Genomic DNA, 17,613 nt, shown 5'->3' with positions numbered 1-17,613 from the left:
TTTGTTATTATGGATAGATATAAAGAAATAAAAGAAAAGATTACAAGCAAGTATAATTCTCTTCCAAAAAATCAGAAAAAAATTGCTGACTACTTTATCAATAATTTTGATAAAATTCCTTTCGTAAATGTGCAGGATTTGTCTTTAGCCACTGGGGCTAGTGTTGCTTCAATTGTTAGATTTTCTCAACGAGCAGGATTTAAAGGATTTAGTGAACTGCGTGATTCAATAACAGGATCATTACAAAAAGAGTTAACTAACAAACAGATTTTTCCACTTTTTGAAAAACGTAGAGCGGATGAAGATTTGTTAACCGAGGTTGCTAATCTTGATATAAAAAATATTAATGATACGCTAAATCTTATTGAACGCGGTACATTTAATTACGTAATAGATCGTATTTCAAAATCTGAAAGAGTTTTTACTGCAGGATTAGGGATCTCTTATTTGTTATCTGAACTATTGGCTTACCAGTTAACTCAAGTAGGTATTAGTTCATCAGTGTTACAGCATTCTCATACTCTATTTAATGAACATATACTCTTTCTAAATCCTAAAGATTTACTGATAGTATTTTCATTTCCACCTTACTCAAAAGAAACGATTGAAGCTGCAGAGTATGCCGCTAAAAGAAAAATTGATGTTATTTCTATTACAAATAAACATGCTTCTCCAGTTACATTTTTTACTAAAGCAAATTTGATTGTGAAAAGTGAGAATATGCTTTTTACAAACTCCTTTGCTGCTATTTCAGTGCTGATAAATGCAATTGCTACTGCCTGTGCAATTAAAGACAAACAAAGAGCAAAAAAAGTTCTTAAAGAATCAGAGGAAATTATGATTAACCAAAATCTAACAATAATCGGGAGTTATTGATGAAAAATATTTTATTGTTATTTCTACTTATCCCGTTTTTTGTTTATTCAGGTACAACCGGTAAACTTTCCGGTACTATTAAAGATGCCCAAACCAGCGAACCCTTAGTTGGTGCAAATATAATAATTGAAGGGACAAATTTTGGTGCAGCTACAAATGTTAATGGAGAGTATGTTATTCTGAACATTTCACCTGGAAGATATAATGTAAAGTTTAGCTTTATTGGTTATGAAACTACCCTTATGCAGGATGTATCTATTACTGTTGATCAAACAACAATTCTTCAGATTAAATTAAATCCTCAATCAATAATGGTTGATGAAGTAATTGTAACTGCACGTACACCACTTATTCAGAAGGATGTAACAAGTAGTATTTCTGTAATCACTCGAGAAGAGATTGAAAATTTGCCTGTTGCCACGTTTACAGAATTACTTTCACTTCAGGCAGGAGTGACGGGAAGCGGATCAAATCTTCATGTCAGAGGCGGTAGATCAAACGAAGTTGCATACATGATTGATGGAACTTTAGTTGATGACCCTTTGCTTGGCGGACTTGCAACTAATATTAATAACGATGCTATTCAGGAAATGAGTTTGCTTAGCGGTACATTCAATGCTGAGTACGGCGATGCACTTAGCGGTGTAGTAAATATTGTAACAAGGAACGGAACAGATAAATTTTCTGCAAAACTTGAAGCAAGAACAAGCGAGTTTTGGGTTGATCGATATTCAGATCTTCACGAGAATAGAGTTAACGGAAGTATTAGTGGTCCAATTGTAAGCCCAGAATATAATTTTTTTATTTCAGCAGAACTTAATAATTACGGAAGTTATCTACCTTTCGGATATGATAAAACAAGTTCATTTTTTAGCAAGCTTTCTTCAACAACAATACCTTATTTTAAAATTTCATTAATGAATAGAGGGAGCAAAGGAAGTAGGCAGAATTACAGTCATTCCTATAAATACATCCCCGAGCAGTATCAAAAAGTTCGAACCGACAGTTGGCAAAGTTCGTTGAATCTGACGCATACCGTACAAAATAATTTCTTCTACGATGTGAAAGCATCTTACTTTAATCAGGGATATTATTCCGGTTTAAATAAAGATACATCAGAATACCTTTCTTCAACACAAACAGAGTATTTTGAAGAATACGGAAACGGGTTTGAATTTTATAAGCTATCAGATCCACCTCAGTTATTAGAAAGCAGAACGGCAAATGTGGATTTAAAAGCAGATGCAGTTTGGCAAATGGGTTCTATGAATGAAGTTAAATTTGGCGCATCTTATAAAAAACACTGGCTTAAACTCTATGATGTTTATGATCCCAAAAGAAATTTTCCTTATATCGATGATTACAATACAGAACCTTTTGAAGGTGCTGCATACATCCAGGATAAAATTGAACTGCCTTACCTAATAATAAATATTGGCTTACGTTATGATTATCTGAACGCTAATGTGATCTTCAGAAGTGATCCGCTTGATCCCAATTCGCTTATAACTGTTGAATCACGATCACAATTTTCGCCAAGATTTGGTATTGCTCATCCTATCTCGGATAGAACGAAACTTCATTTTTCGTACGGACACTTTTTTCAGAATCCAAATTTTGAACCCATGTTTGAGAATAATCAATACGATCTTAACGTAAGAGAACCTTTATTTGGTCAGCCAAGTCTGGATGCTACAAGAACAATTTCTTATGAAGTCGGTGTTTCGCATCAATTTTCTGATAATGTTGCATTGAATGTGACTGCTTATTATAGAGATATTACAGGACTAATTGGCACACGATATTATTTTCCATTTGTTGATGGGCGATATACAGGATATACGCTTTATGTAAATGAAGATTATGCTAATAATAAAGGAGTTGAATTTACTCTTGATGTAAGACCTACAAGATATTTTTCGGGTGGTCTAACATATACCTATTCAGTTGTAAAAGGCAGCGCTTCTTCTGAAACTGAACAATATCCTGGAACACAAGAATCTACTCAGCTTTATTATCTAAATTGGGATCGAACACATATTTTTAATGCAAGCGGCACATATACCATTCCCATAAATGAAGGACCAACTATTTTTAACTCACCAATTTTTGAAAACATGGATTTCAGTTTAATTCTAAAAGCAAGTTCCGGCGCACCTTATACACCTTCAGGCAGAGATATTGGTTTTGTAGAGGCAAACTCACTAAGACAACCTGGGTTATTTGGTATTGATTTAATGATCGGAAAAGAATTTGAGTTTGCTAGTTCATGGCGATTAAGATTATTTGCTGAAATTTTAAACTTAACTGATCACAGAAATGTGCTTTATGTATATGGCGATACAGGCGAACCCGATTATACTACTGAAGGTGATACTTCAGTTGAGTACATGCAGGATCCATCAAACTTTGGCCCTCCTCGTTCAATACGTTTAGGTTTTACAATGAGGTTTAATTAATAATTCATTCTTAAGGTAGAAAAATGATGAGAGTTTTTTATTTACAATTAATTGTGCTGATTACTTTATCCAGTCTTGTGATTGCACAACAAAATGACAAAGATTTTGGGGATAAGGATCCTATACAAAAAATATTACGAATAGAAGATCGTGCAGGTGGTACTCATAATGCTAGCAATATAGGGTTATTCTTTGAAAACCGCGGTAAACTTTATCCAAGAAGAATTACACAAGGTCCGTCGGGTGAGTTTCCGATCAACAGCACTAAACATTATATCTATAGGATAAATCAAATGGTGGGAGTTCCTGGTAATGTTGTACAAGCACGCTTTACTACCAATGAAGAATGGGAAGCTGCCTTTGGATATACTAATAGAGATATAGCTAGAATCGCTTTTAGTGATGACCCTGAATCCTGGCCTGTGCAGGGGTGGCCAATTAAAGATGCAAATGGAAACAATATTATTTTGTCTGATCAGGACAGCTATTGTGTTTTTAATGATAGTAACAACACTGTAAGCATTCTTGGGATACAAATTGCACAAACAGGTTATGCATTTGGATCTAACTTCGCAAAGAATATGTTGTTCTTCAAATATGAAATCACAAATCATGGTTCACAAGATTTGCAAGGATTATATTTTGCATTGCATAATGATATAGATGTGGGAAACGTAAGTGGCGGACTACCAGAATACGATGATGACAAGATTGGATTCATAAAGGAAAAAAACCTTATTTACTTTTATGATAAGGGAACTTCGACTGAGTGGCCGGGTGGGAAAACTGGTTATTTTGGAATTATGTTTCTGAAAACGCCTGAAGTAAACGGTGTACAGCTCGGTATGACGGATATGCACTATTTATTGTATAATGATGATAATATATCCGATAAAGATACTGTCCAATATGGTTATATGTCTTCTGACCCAAATCTATATAATTCATCCATTGGTAATAAGTATTTTCATATTGGCAACAACGCAAATTTACATTATGATGACCCAGCGACTATTCCTGCTTCCGGAATAGATTTACTGGCTAATACTTCTTCAGGACCATATAATTTAAATCGTGGAGATACATTAGTTTTTTATACAGCATTTGTTGCAGGTGAAACCTATGCCGAAATGATTGTTGCTGCAAACACAGCACAATTTGCAATGGATAATAATTTTGATCTATCAAAACCGCCTAATCGCCCTAATCTATATTCTACTGAAGGCAATTTTAGGGCAAATTTATATTGGGATGATGTTGCAGAAAAGAGTTTTGACCAATTAGCAGGCTATGATTTTGAAGGATATAGATTATATAAAAGCAATGATAAAGGAATCTCCTGGAAAAAGATAGCGGATTACGATATAATTAATTCTGCAGGAAACAATACCGGTTTACAATATAGTTATACTGATACAAACCTAGTAAATGGAATTGAATATTGGTATTCGATTACAGCATACGATAAAGGAGATTCATCTTTTGAAAGCTTAGAAAGTGCGATTGGAAATAATCTTATGGCAGTAAATACAGTTTCCGTAATTCCAAGATCAGAGGCCATCGGAAGAACTTCAGTAACACCTATAGATATAATAAATTTAAATACGGGAAACTCTAACTATATACTTAATGCCTCTGTAATTGATGATGAATCACTTGCAGGAAATGAATATAAAACAGCGTTTAGTTTTGAACCTAAAAAAGAATTTGGCGACCTAGTTACAGATGTAACAGTAACTGTTACTGATACAAATGCTACAAAACCATACAAATATGCACTTGAATTTACTGCTCCGAATAGATTTGATTTAGTAAACATAACGACAAATACAGTAATTAGAGAGGGCTATACTTACAATCCACCAAATGCTCTTAGTTTTTTAATCTTAAATGATGGATTAAGAGTTAGACTTAAAGATTCGCTAGGAACCCCAATGGATAGCTTGCCTCAAACAGGAGATGTAATCGCAATTAACTACTCAATGACAACTGTAAGAAATAATTCAGATACAGTAATCAACAAAAGATCATATCAAATTAATCAAATCCAAACAACTACAGATGGAATTTCTTTACAATTAGTTCAACCCGAAATTTTAAAGAGTGTTTCAAGAATTGGTGGAACGGATAATGTTGAGATGGATTTTGAAGTTCTTTATTCTGATTCAGTTTTAGAAAAAATCTATATTGCTTCCATAGAAGGAAACGGAGCAGTAAATGGAAATGGGTTTGTCTTATTATCAGTTAGTGAAACTACTGTACAATTGGATACATTGTATTCCGGCGATACTTTTTACTTTGATGGAATCGAAGGGCAAATTACTTTTCCGACAAACTCACCGCCCGCAGCAGGAAATAAATTTTCTGTTGAGACAATTAAACCTGTGCAGCCAAATATTAAAGATTCTTATTCACTTAAAATTGCAGGATCAAAGGTGGATATTCAACAAGTTGCAAATGAGTTGAATAAGATTAGAGTGGTGCCAAATCCATATTTAGTTTCGTCTCTCTATGAACCTGAATTTGGTGAGTTAAGAAAAGAACCCTTGAGACAAATTCAATTTGTAAATCTTCCTCCTGAATGTACTATTTACATCTTTACTATTGATGCTGACTTGATAAAAACACTTGAGCACAATGCAACAAATGGTACTGAAGCCTGGGATTTGAGAACAGAAGGTGGAAGAGAATTAGCTGCCGGAATGTATATCTATGTCGTTAAGACAAAAGATTCCGAGTACAAAGAACGATTTGCAATAATCAAATAAGCTGATGCAGGAGATTATATGAAAATATCAACCATAATTTTGTTAACAATAATTTATTTTGGAACTGCCATGGCTCAAAATCCAAATCTTGGCACTTCCGGGGCTCAGTTTCTTCAATTGCCTGTAGGTGCACGTTCAGAAGCAATGGGTGGCGCTATTGTTGGACTTGCAGATGACGCATCAGCTATATTCTGGAATCCAGCAGGGATAGTAAAAGTGAATAATGTTCAGGCTCATTTTTCTTATATGAATTGGTTTGATCTATTTGATTTTAATGCGGCTTCATTGGTTTATAATGCAGGTGATGTGGGTGTGTTCGCTGCCAGTATGGTCCTTTTTACATCTGGTGATATGGAGATAACAACTGAAGAGCAACCAAACGGAACAGGAAGATATTTTGATGCCGGTGATATTGCCCTTGGAATTTCGTATGCAAAGTATTTAACGGATAGATTTAGTGTTGGCGTAACTGTAAAATATATAAATCAGAGAATCTGGAATGAATCTGCAACTGGTGTAGCCTTTGATATCGGGACTCAATATAGGTTAGATTTTCAAAATCTTACTATCGCAATGTCTATGACAAATTTTGGTGCTGATATGAAATTTGAAGGTCCGGATCTTGATTTTACGGCATCAAAGGACGAGAATTATCCTAATACCAGATTAATTCCCAGCAGTTTAAATACTCAAGAATTTCCACTGCCGTTAAACTTTCAAGTGGGAATTGGATTTGATGTATTTGAATATGATTTTGTAAAGATGAAAGGTGCTATTGATGTAACTCATCCAAATGATAATGCTGAACGTGCACATTTTGGTACTGAGTTTTCCTTTTTCGATAGATTTTTTGTTCGTGCAGGTTATAAATATAATTACGATGATCAGGATTTTACATTTGGTGCCGGCGCTAATGTTCCGTTAGGCGGCAGTGCAGTTTATTTTGATTATGCATTTTCCTTATATGATATTTTGCCAAGTGTTCATAGGATATCTGTTAATTTAAGTTTTTAAAAAGATTGATTTATGAAAAAAAAATTATTTGCATTATTTATTTTTTTAACTGCAAGTATTTCGATTAACCCTTGCACAACTGCTGTAGTATCCGGCAAAGTAACTGAAGATGGAAGACCATTACTGTTAAAAAATCGTGATGCAGATGCTTTACAAAATAAATTAGTTTATTTCTTTGATGGGAAATATAGATTCATAGGACTTGTTAATTCTGAAGATAAGGAAAACAAAGATGTTTGGTGTGGATTTAATGCTGCTGGTTTTGGAATTATGAATTCAGCATCTTACAACTTGAAGATGGATGACACAACAACACTTTCTGATCTTGAAGGCAGGATTATGAAATTGGCTTTGGAAACTTGTGCAACACTTGAAGATTTTGAGAAAATGTTAAATGGATTATCAAAACCTCTTGGTGTTGAAGCAAACTTTGGAGTTATCGATGCAAACGGTGGAGCAGCGTATTATGAAACTGACAATTATAAATTTATAAAGTATGATGTAAATAACCCTTCAGTTGCACCAAATGGATATCTTATAAGAACTAACTTTTCTATTGCTGGTGAAGAAAACAAAGGTTATGGTTATATAAGATATACTACCGCAAGCGAACTTTTTGAAAATCAAACAAAGGATGGAAAAGTATCATTTGAATTTTTAATAAATGATGTTCCAAGATGTCTAGTTCATTCGTTTACAAAAACTGATCTCGAAAAATCCTTACCTGCAAATGCGAAAGAATCAAATTACATTTTCTTCAGAGATTACATTCCAAGACATTCCAGTTCTGCGGCAATAGTTGTGCAAGGAATTAAAAAAGGTGAATCTGCATCTTATACAACAATGTGGACAATACTCGGTTTTCCACTTACGTCAGTTATAATTCCCGTTTGGCTTCTTGAAGATGGAACAATGCCTAAAGTTCTACAAGCAGATGAAACCGGCAATGCACCTTTATGCAATGTTGCGCTTCAGTTGAAGGATAAAGTTTTTTCATCACAAAATGATGCTAGTGAAAATTATTTAAATTTATCTGCGCTGATGAATAAAGAAAATTCGGGTGTTCGTCAAAAATTGATTCCAATTGAGGAACAAGTTCTTGCGAAAGCAAAAAGTATTTTAACCGATTTTAGAAAAAATGGGTTCAAATATTCTGAAGCAAAAAAATTTTATAATTGGATTGATAACGATGTTTACAATGAAATCAAATCAAAGTTTCATCTTAATTGATGACCGCCCATAGTGAAATTAATATCTAAAATAATCTTCCTTTTCATTTTATTTTATAATCTTACTCTTAATCTAAATGCTCAAGGCTATGTTTGTGCAATTGGCGGCGGTAGTGAAGATTATAATGATTGGAGTGATGCACCATATAGTTGGGTAGTTCAAAAATCAGATAGCGGAAAAATTATTATCCTTGGTGCAAGTAGTGCAACGGAATGGCTTCCTACTTATTTTATTTCATTCGGTGCTGATACTGCTTACAATAAAACCATAGCTACAATTGCAGCTGCAAATCTTCAAGAAACTTATGATGAACTAGTAACGGCAAGAGCAATTTTTATTCGCGGCGGAGATCAATGGGATTATATTCGTTTGTGGAAAGGTACTAAAGTTGATTCGGCAATAAATTTTGTTTTTGAGAATGGCGGAGTAATTGCAGGTACTAGCGCGGGAGCAGCAGTTCTTGGCGATGTTGATTTTAGTGCACAAAGTGGTTCTGCTTACCCTGATGAAGCACTTCAAAATCCTTTTTACAACAGAATGAAGTTTGAGAATAATTTCTTAAATCTTATTCCAAATGTTTTGTTTGATACACATTTTATCGAAAGAGCAAGACATGGTAGATTAATTGCGATGATTTATAATCAGCATTATAATGCAAGCAGAGATTTAATTGGTGCCGGGATAGATGACAGAACTGCAATATGTATTTCTCCCGATGGAATTGGAGAAGTTATGGGAAGTGGGGCGGTTTCAATATTTTATAAAGATGCGCTAACAAAATATTCTTCTATCAATTCGGGCAAGTATACGATTGAAAATTTGAAATCACATCTTTTAACCAAAGGATGGAAATATGATTTTGTAAATAATGTAATTTCGTTTGTTCCATCATCAGCTAGAGATGTTGATCCGAATCGTACATGGTTTTATCCTCAAACAAATTTTTATTTAACCGGCAGCAATGATCTTACTTCACACTTAGCTAATCTAAATGCCTTCCTAACAGAAAATAATAATTCTAATATTTTAGTTATCTCACATCCAGGTTTTAGCAACTCACTAACAACAATTACAAACTTTTTAAGTAACATAAATATTACCTTTGATGTCGTTAACATCACAACTTCTAGTTTGAATAATTCAGAAGACGCCATTAAAATAAATCAAGCTACAAGTTTTATCTTTGCTGGTGATTCCTTAAACGTACTCAGTTATTTAAATCAGCCGATTGGTTTGGTAAATTCTGCATTTTATAATTCTTTAGGCCAGCATATTCCGGTTTTCTTTTTTGGTAATACTGGAAAAATTGCAGGGCATTATTTTATTGGTAATACGGATTCGGATTTATATGCTGGTTATAGAGGCAAGATGACTCTGAATGAAGGATTATTCATATTCCCTGAACTAGTATTTCAACCTTTAATCTTTGAAAATTCAGATTTCTATGAAAACAGAATGAGTGCAGTATTATGGGGAATGATGAGAAACAACAAACGTGTTGGTGTCTATCTAAATGGAAATGACAGATTAAAAATTACGCCATTAGAAAATTCTATTTGTGGAAATGTTCAGATTCCATATATAATTATTGATGCAAGAGAGACAACAAAAGTTGATTCATCCACTTATCGAGCAAGCGGAAGCATTGGGCCAAGACAAATCGTGGCAATGAACGATGTAAGATTTTCGATTACAAATTATCCCGATATAAAATATTTAATTGAGTCGGGAGTTTTTGATAACCTTACAGAAGTTGAAAACAATAATTCTAATTCACTTCCAAGTAACTTTGTTCTTAATCAGAATTACCCTAATCCCTTTAATCCTTCTACAACAATTAGTTTTTCAATTCCGACCTCACCCTTAAATCCCTCCACTTACAATAGAGACGGAAATGGGGAGAGGTTAACTTCTCTAATAGTCTATGACATACTTGGAAGTAAAATCGTAACTCTTTTTAATAAGGAAATTAATTCCGGTTTTTATGAAGTTGAGTTTAATGGTTCAAAACTCTCAAGCGGTATATATTTCTATAGACTTTTTACTCAGAACTTTTCACTAACAAAATCAATGGTATTATTAAGATGATTAAATATATACTCTACAGTACTCTTTTTGCTATAGGTAATCTGTTAGCACAAAATATTCTTACACCATTGCAAATCTCTGATTACACTAAAATCACTTCACACTCTGAACTATCTAAGTTTATAAAAAATATTGAGGAAAATTTTGATTTGATCTCTATTGAAGTGATTTCCAAATCAGTGGAGGGAAGAGAGTTGTATGCGATTTACTTTTCCAAAACTGGTTTTGGAAAAGATGAATCAAAGATTAGAGTATTAGTATTTGCGCAGCAGCATGGTAACGAGCAATCAGGAAAGGAAGGTGCACTTCTTCTTGTAAATGAAATATTAAAACCTGAAAATCAATACTTGTTTGATAAAATTGATTTTGCTCTCATACCGCAAATGAATCCCGATGGTTCAGAAAAAAATGAAAGACGCAATGGTAATAGAATGGACCTTAATCGTAATCATTTGATTCTTACGGAACCAGAGACAATTGGACTTCACAATCTTTTTAACAAATATCTGTTCGAAGTTTCGATGGATGTTCACGAGTATGCACCTTATGGTGGATCCTGGGAAAAATACGGCTACAGACGTAATTTTGATGAAACCGTTGGGGCACTAACTAATCTTAATATTTCTGATGAAATTAGAAAATTGTCCTATGAAACTTACCTGCCATTCATCTTTAAATATTTTAGCAAGAAAGGTTTTTCGGTTTTCCATTATTTGCCTGGTGGCCCGCCGGAAATTGATTACATCAGATATAGCACGTTTGATATAAATGATGGAAGGCAAAGTTTGGGAATCCAAAATACTTTTTCATTTATACAGGAAGGTTTAAATGGGACAGACAATTTTGTTGATAATATTAAACAGCGTGCCGAAGGACAAATGACTGGTATGCGAGGCCTTCTTGAATTTGCTTATAAACACAAAGACGAAATTAAAATGCTTGTGACTGCAGAAAGAGAAAAACTAGTTACTAATAAAGTATCAAATAAAGTTGCAATTCAGTTAGATCATTTTGCTGATGGAAGCAAACTTGAACTTCCATTACTCTCTTATTATTCAAATACAGATACAGTTATTACCGTAAGTGACTATCGTCCGATTGTGAAATCTATATATGATGTTGAAAGACCGAAAGGATATTTAGTGCCCAAAAATCTAAAGGAAATAATTGATTGGGCTGATAGGCACGCTCTAACGTATTACGAATATAAAAAATCTAATACTGATAAAATTGAACAGTATTTTATAAGCGGAATTGATTCAATAGATTTTGAAAGAGATATAATTATTAATCCAATCACTGAAGTGAAAGAGATAGAAAATAATTTTAAATGTGATGATTATGTTTTTATTCCTGTGAATCAGTTAAGAAATAATATGATTGTTATTGCTCTCGAACCCAAATCGGAACTTGGGTTAGTTACTTATAAACAATTTGAACACCTTCTTAAGAAAAGCGAAAAATTTCCGATACTAAGAGTTGTGAATTAGGTTTAAATAAAATCAACACGAGCTATCATTAAAGGCAATGAATTCTTTAAAACGAAATATTATTATTTATTCAGTTAATTTTATGAATCGATTTAGCGGATTATAAGATTTCTTCATCTATTTAATTAACGCAACAAAATTTGTTGTAAGTAAAAACAAAATACCTGGAGAAAAAAATGAATGTACTTGTTTTAGGTTGCGGTCTTGTCGGCCGCCCAATGGCTATAGATCTTGCAAATGATAAAACTTTTAATGTGACAGTTGCAGATATCAGTAAAAAAAATCTTGATAGAATTCCTAATAATCTGCCAATAAAAAAAATAGAAAAAGACATTTCAAATCCTAATCAATTAAAATCCTTACTTAAAGATTTTGATATTGTATTAAATGCAGTCCCCGGTTTTATGGGATTTAATACACTTAACGAAATCATCAAAGCAAAAAAAAATGTGATTGATATCGCATTCTTTTCTGAAAATCCTTTTGAACTTGATGATCTCGCAAAGCAAAATAATGTTACCGCGGTAGTTGATTGTGGTGTTGCACCAGGCATGAGCAATATTTTAATCGGACATGTTAATAGCCTTCTCGATAGGACTGAAAACATATTAATCTTTGTTGGAGGATTACCTGTTGTTCGTGAGTATCCATATGAATATAAAGCAGGATTTTCACCTATTGATGTGATTGAAGAATACACACGCCCAGCAAGATATATCGAAAATGGGAAATTAGTTATTCGTCCTGCACTGTCTGATCCTGAATTATTAAACTTTGATGAAGTCGGAACACTTGAAGCATTTAATAGTGATGGTCTAAGAACATTGGCAGATACAATAAATGCTCCAAATATGAAAGAGAAGACTCTTCGTTTTCCTGGTCATATAGAAAAAATTCTCGTGCTTCGGGAATCAGGATTTTTTAGCAAAGATGAAATTGAAGTGAATGGAATAAAAATTAAACCTATTGATTTGACTTCCAAGCTTTTATTTCCTCTTTGGGAATTAAAGGAAGGAGAATCTGAATTCACTGTTTTAAAAATTGTTATAGAAGGACAAAAAGCAAATAAAAATCTTCGCTACACTTATAATATGTTAGACCGATACGATGAAACAACAAAGATACATTCAATGGCTAGAACTACCGGGTATACAGCAACAACTGTATTAAGATTATTAGCTGAAGGTTTGTTTGATCGAAAGGGAATTTGTCCTCCGGAATATATTGGACAAAAACCCAATTGTGTTGATTTTGTATTAAATGGTTTAAAGGATAGAGGAGTTATTTATCATCAAATTATTGAAGTATTAGACTAGTTAATAAAAAAATAGGAATTTAAAATGCATATAGAAAAAATTGAACTTCGTCACATTAAAATGGAATTAGTTTCTCCATTCACAACATCAATGGGAACTGAATACGATGAAGAACATATTATTGTTCGTGTTGATGGCGAAGGCTTTACAGGCTGGGGCGAAAGCGTTGCTGAAGGAACTCCGTTTTACTCCTACGAAACAGTAACAACAGCTTGGCATATTTTGCAGGATTTTTTAATTCCTTCAATTCTAGGTAAAGATATTTCAAGCATTGGTGAGGCGATTGCATCCTATGATAAAGTACGCGGACACAGAATGGCAAAAGCCGGACTTGAAGCTGCTTTGTGGGATTTGTTTGCAAAGTCTAAAAACATTTCACTTTCAAAAATGCTTGGTGGAACAAAAGATAAAATTGATGTTGGCGTAAGCATCGGTATTCAATCTTCACCGGCAGAACTTGTAAAAAAAGTTGAAAATTATCTTGCCGAAGGATATAAAAGAATAAAGATAAAAATCGCTCCCGGTAATGATATACAGTACGTTAAATCGTTAAGAAAAGAATTCCCTAATATCCTTTTACAGGTTGATGCAAACTCAGCTTATGAGTTAAAGCATATAGATTTATTTAAGCAGATGGATGATTACAATTTGTTATTGATTGAACAGCCTCTTAGTTATGAAGATATTTATGATCATTCAAAACTTCAGAAGGATCTAAAAACACCAATTTGTCTTGATGAAAGTATTCACTCGCTTGATGATACGCGGGCTGCAATTGAGTTAGATAGCTGCAGAGTAATAAATATTAAGTCTGGTCGTGTTGGCGGATTTACAGAATCAAAACTTATACACGATTATTGTGCATCTAAAAATATTCCTGTTTGGTGCGGCGGAATGTTAGAAAGCGGAATTGGTAGAGCTGGAAATGTTGCTCTTGCTTCTTTGCCGAACTTTACTTTGCCCGGAGATATTTCTGCGAGCAAACGTTATTACAAAGAAGATATTGTTGAACCGGAATTTCTTGTTAATAAAGATGGAACAATGGATGTTCCAACTAAAACAGGAATTGGTGTTGAAGTGAATATTAAAATGCTGGATAAAGTGACGGTTAGAAAAGCAGAGATTAAGTAGGGATCGGACTCCTGTCCGATCCAGGCATTGGCAACGGTATTATTTTAACATTAAGCGGAGTAGACAGGAGTCCATTCCCTACGAATTTTTTTCTAATTCTTCAGTAAGATTTGTACCAAACAACTCTACTTGCTGTTCGTTCCTAAGTAAATATTATAGAGTAATTTTGTTATTTTGGATCCTGCCCAACAATATCAGATATAATTTCCCACTCACCATTTTCCATACTGAATACCATAAGACTTGATCTTAATCTCTCGTGAATCTCGCCTTTGTCTTTTAGCTTTAGTTTAACCACGTAAACAAGTATCGCAGAGTTTTCATATTGATATAATGTTTCGCTGAGCACTTCTTCTTCCAGAAGCTGGAATTGATTTTTTGTTTGTCTTTTGGTCAGTCCATCGATATCAATTGGTTTTCCATCGATGCCGTGATAGAAATATGCAGGCGAAATAATTTCTTTTCTTAAACTATCACGAACAGAAACTTCTCTATATTTATCAAATATCTCAGCATCTCTTTCCATCAGCTTTAGCACTTCGGGATTTGGGGGATGTGTGCCTGCGTATTTTATTTTCTGCGCAAAAGTGACAGAAGAGAAAAGTATTATAAAGCAATACAGAATTAGTGATTTCATTCCAGCCTCTTTCTTTTTGGTTGTTGTTGTGTGCCACAATGAATACCGCCTCCCTCCCAGTTAAGAGGCATTGCATCGATAAAAATTTGTTTTCTGCCGGGAAAAACTTCTGCGAATATTTTTTTTATTCTTTCTTCTTTATCGGAAGAAGAACCCTGTTCAATATATGTAGGAATCAATACGGCTTCATTTGTTATAAAATAATTAAGATAGCTTGATGCGGCGACTCTATATGCAGTGTCTCCAACCGCCCAGCCATCGCTTTTCTTAAAAGCAGAAATTGGAATATTATAAGAACCATCCCACTGATCCGCTTCTAAAATTATTACTGGTTGTGCTATAATATCAGGCAAGGGAACTTTAACAATTCTAAATTGCTCGCCGTTTTCATTTTTTGCATTCTTTAAGATTTTATAGTTGATATTCATTCTGTCATAATTAATTCTGTTCAATGGATTCTTATCTTTTTCCGATTCCTCAACCCATGCCAATAGAATTGTGTTTTCGTCGGCGAATCTTACATATTCATCTGTGTGCCCGCCTGTACCAATGCCAACATATTTACCTGAGATCGTTTGCCAGATATGCGGGTCCTCAGCAAGACCGTGCTGAAGCCAGATAATATTAGTTACACCAAAGACTCTTTTAAATTCCTTTTCGATGCTGTCTTTTGATGTGCCTTCATTCCTAGAAAGAGTTAATGGTTCATTGAGAATTAAAGTTCCTTTCCCATTTACTTCAATCGAACCACCCTCAATAAATATCCATGATTTTATAACCGGAATGTTGTCCTCAGTGGCCATCATACTATCAACTTTTTCTCTTTTACTGCTAAGCACTGAACTAATCACACTATCAACTTTTTGCTCATTCTTCTCATATATCTCCATTAACCAAGATCTAATTCCATAAGTGTTCCATCCAAAATCGACAGCCCTGATTTCACCATTTTCATTTATAGTAAATGCGGCACCGTGATCTCTTATCCAGAATTCATTATCAGAGATTACATAGAATTTAATTTTTTCTGTATCAATTTCTCTTTGGGTTAAATAGTTTTTACAAACCTGTAAAGTGCTGTCTGATTCGGTTATTACTTTAATCTGAATGTAAGGCAGCAATGATTCTATCATATCAGCACTAACCTGATAATAAGGCTCATAACCTTGCCAGCCAAGCCAAACGGCTTCCTGTTCTTCAAATTGTCCAGGCATATAAAAATCAGAAGGTGATCTTTCCTGATTACAAGAAAGCATCAATATTGCTGATAAAATAAAAATGTATGTTTTCATTTTGTCTCTGATAAGTTCATTAAAGAAGGTAGTGTTTCGAGTTTCAGTCTTTCAGAAATTTTTTCTATATCTTCAAATACACGAAGGAAATTCTCAGAACAGATTTTTCTGATCTCATCTTCAGTCCATCCGCGATTGATTAATTCAATTAATAAATTTGGATATGTTGAAACATCCTCCATACCTTTAATTGTGTAATTTATCCCATCATAATCTCCGGCTATTCCAATATGATCAACACCAATAAGATTTTTTACATAATCAAAATGATCCGCAAAATCCTTAACTGTAACCTCAGGCATAATATCTTCACGTTCCCATTTTTCCATTATTGAAGCCACTTTTGATTTATCATCAGGAAATTCTTTTATGATTTTATAGTAGAGCGTATCGCCCCTGTCCATCCATTCATAGTGTTCTTTCCTAGTAAAGTACGGAACGGCTGTAAGCATTATTAAGCCGTTATTTTCTTTTAATCTTAGCAGAACATCATCGGGAACATTTCTGTTTACATTACACAAAGTTCTTGCATTGGAGTGGCTGAATATCACAGGAGCTTTTGTGATATCAAGAATATCATTCATTGCTTCTGCTGAGATGTGGGACATATCGATAATAATTCCAAGGCGGTTCATTTCTTTTACCATTTCTTCGCCAAGTTTTGAGATGCCATTATGTTTAACTGTGTCATTACTTCCGTCTGCAAACTGATTTGTATAATAAGCAAAGGTAACGCTGCGCAAACCAAGTTTATAAAATGACCTTACAAGGAACATATTGTCGCCCAATCTTATAGCTCCCTCAAGCGAGGGAAGAATGGCGATTTTTCCTTCGTCCATTACGCGTTTCATTTCTGAAGATGAACCGACAACAGCTAAATCGTCTTTATATTTTTCTTCAAGTCTGTATAATAAATCCCAGGCTTTTAAATAATCATCTAATGCTCTGGTTCCACCGAAGACGTTGAGTAATTGCCCACTGACTCTGCCTTTTTTCCAGCGAATGATATCGGTGTGTCCTTTAGCGATTGTATCAAGAGGATAATCAGCGATATCTATTGGACAATCTTTACAATCAAAATAGTGTATGAACAAATCATTATGTCCATCAATGATGCGAGAAGTCATCAAAATTTTTTGTATGGATTCATAGGAGTTATTTTTAAATGCTTGCAATTCTGAGTTCTGAGAAAAGATCGATACTTGCGCCAAGAGGAGGGAAAAACTTAAAATTGTTAAAATCTTTTTTAAACTTCTCTTCATACCATTTCCTTTAGATCTTTTAATAAATAAATATTTTATCGATCAATTCT

The 17,613-nt window shown here is 34.0% G+C and carries 12 protein-coding genes; 9 read left to right on the top strand and 3 right to left on the bottom strand.

From position 1 onward, the window contains the following. Nucleotides 1-9 precede the first annotated feature (9 nt). The 9 genes from IPJ23_16165 to menC all read left to right on the top strand — a co-directional run bounded on the left by IPJ23_16165 (nt 10) and on the right by menC (nt 14,372). Complete coding sequence (locus IPJ23_16165) at nt 10-876, top strand: MurR/RpiR family transcriptional regulator (protein ID MBK7632205.1); 867 nt, start codon at nt 10-12, stop codon at nt 874-876. Next, complete coding sequence (locus tag IPJ23_16160) at nt 876-3,335, top strand: TonB-dependent receptor (GenBank protein MBK7632204.1); 2,460 nt, start codon at nt 876-878, stop codon at nt 3,333-3,335. Before IPJ23_16165 ends, IPJ23_16160 begins: the two co-directional genes overlap by 1 nt. A gap of 23 nt (nt 3,336-3,358) precedes the next feature. Then, the gene (locus IPJ23_16155; protein MBK7632203.1) at nt 3,359-6,103 is read left to right on the top strand and encodes a hypothetical protein; all 2,745 of its coding nucleotides are present in this window, start codon (nt 3,359-3,361) and stop codon (nt 6,101-6,103) included. Between the two features lie 18 nt (nt 6,104-6,121). Beyond that, complete coding sequence (locus IPJ23_16150; GenBank protein ID MBK7632202.1) at nt 6,122-7,117, top strand: PorV/PorQ family protein; 996 nt, start codon at nt 6,122-6,124, stop codon at nt 7,115-7,117. A gap of 12 nt (nt 7,118-7,129) precedes the next feature. Next, on the top strand, nt 7,130-8,347 hold the full coding sequence (locus IPJ23_16145; protein MBK7632201.1) for a hypothetical protein: 1,218 nt from the start codon (nt 7,130-7,132) through the stop codon (nt 8,345-8,347). A gap of 12 nt (nt 8,348-8,359) precedes the next feature. Continuing rightward, nucleotides 8,360-10,435 carry a Type 1 glutamine amidotransferase-like domain-containing protein gene (locus IPJ23_16140; protein MBK7632200.1) on the top strand — a complete coding sequence of 692 codons (2,076 nt, stop codon included), beginning with the start codon at nt 8,360-8,362 and terminating at the stop codon, nt 10,433-10,435. Beyond that, nucleotides 10,432-11,925, top strand: a complete 1,494-nt coding sequence (locus tag IPJ23_16135) for a hypothetical protein (protein MBK7632199.1) — start codon at nt 10,432-10,434, stop codon at nt 11,923-11,925. Before IPJ23_16140 ends, IPJ23_16135 begins: the two co-directional genes overlap by 4 nt. A gap of 176 nt (nt 11,926-12,101) precedes the next feature. Then, nucleotides 12,102-13,241, top strand: coding sequence for a saccharopine dehydrogenase NADP-binding domain-containing protein (locus IPJ23_16130; protein MBK7632198.1), 1,140 nt, complete (start codon nt 12,102-12,104; stop codon nt 13,239-13,241). A 24-nt stretch (nt 13,242-13,265) separates the two neighbouring features. Beyond that, the gene (gene menC, locus IPJ23_16125) at nt 13,266-14,372 is read left to right on the top strand and encodes an o-succinylbenzoate synthase (GenBank protein MBK7632197.1); all 1,107 of its coding nucleotides are present in this window, start codon (nt 13,266-13,268) and stop codon (nt 14,370-14,372) included. Nucleotides 14,373-14,541: 169 nt separating this feature from the next. Here the strand turns inward: menC and IPJ23_16120 are convergent, their stop codons facing one another. The 3 genes from IPJ23_16120 to IPJ23_16110 are packed head-to-tail and all read right to left on the bottom strand — an operon-like array spanning nt 14,542 to nt 17,563. Next, a complete protein-coding gene (locus tag IPJ23_16120; GenBank protein MBK7632196.1) occupies nt 14,542-15,009 on the bottom strand; it encodes a nuclear transport factor 2 family protein in 468 nt (155 codons plus the stop codon). Continuing rightward, complete coding sequence (locus tag IPJ23_16115; protein ID MBK7632195.1) at nt 15,006-16,301, bottom strand: agmatine deiminase family protein; 1,296 nt, start codon at nt 16,299-16,301, stop codon at nt 15,006-15,008. The genes IPJ23_16120 and IPJ23_16115 overlap by 4 nt, the downstream gene beginning before the upstream one ends. Beyond that, nucleotides 16,298-17,563 carry a dipeptidase gene (locus IPJ23_16110; protein ID MBK7632194.1) on the bottom strand — a complete coding sequence of 422 codons (1,266 nt, stop codon included), beginning with the start codon at nt 17,561-17,563 and terminating at the stop codon, nt 16,298-16,300. Before IPJ23_16110 ends, IPJ23_16115 begins: the two co-directional genes overlap by 4 nt. Between the last annotated feature and the right edge of the window lie 50 nt (nt 17,564-17,613).

The sequence above is a fragment of the Ignavibacteriales bacterium genome, assembly GCA_016709765.1.
GTDB lineage: Bacteria > Bacteroidota > Ignavibacteria > Ignavibacteriales > Ignavibacteriaceae > IGN3.
This window is presented reverse-complemented; position numbering and strand designations above follow the sequence as displayed.

Excerpts from the sequence above, each read along its gene's own strand:
- IPJ23_16110 (MBK7632194.1), bottom strand. The coding sequence starts at position 17,563 with ATGAAGAGAAGTTTAAAAAAGATTTTAACAATTTTAAGTTTTTCCCTC.
- IPJ23_16165 (MBK7632205.1), top strand. The coding sequence starts at position 10 with ATGGATAGATATAAAGAAATAAAAGAAAAGATTACAAGCAAGTATAAT.
- IPJ23_16150 (MBK7632202.1), top strand. The coding sequence starts at position 6,122 with ATGAAAATATCAACCATAATTTTGTTAACAATAATTTATTTTGGAACT.
- IPJ23_16120 (MBK7632196.1), bottom strand. The coding sequence starts at position 15,009 with ATGAAATCACTAATTCTGTATTGCTTTATAATACTTTTCTCTTCTGTC.
- IPJ23_16130 (MBK7632198.1), top strand. The coding sequence starts at position 12,102 with ATGAATGTACTTGTTTTAGGTTGCGGTCTTGTCGGCCGCCCAATGGCT.
- menC (MBK7632197.1), top strand. The coding sequence starts at position 13,266 with ATGCATATAGAAAAAATTGAACTTCGTCACATTAAAATGGAATTAGTT.
- IPJ23_16115 (MBK7632195.1), bottom strand. The coding sequence starts at position 16,301 with ATGAAAACATACATTTTTATTTTATCAGCAATATTGATGCTTTCTTGT.
- IPJ23_16145 (MBK7632201.1), top strand. The coding sequence starts at position 7,130 with ATGAAAAAAAAATTATTTGCATTATTTATTTTTTTAACTGCAAGTATT.
- IPJ23_16155 (MBK7632203.1), top strand. The coding sequence starts at position 3,359 with ATGATGAGAGTTTTTTATTTACAATTAATTGTGCTGATTACTTTATCC.
- IPJ23_16160 (MBK7632204.1), top strand. The coding sequence starts at position 876 with ATGAAAAATATTTTATTGTTATTTCTACTTATCCCGTTTTTTGTTTAT.
- IPJ23_16135 (MBK7632199.1), top strand. The coding sequence starts at position 10,432 with ATGATTAAATATATACTCTACAGTACTCTTTTTGCTATAGGTAATCTG.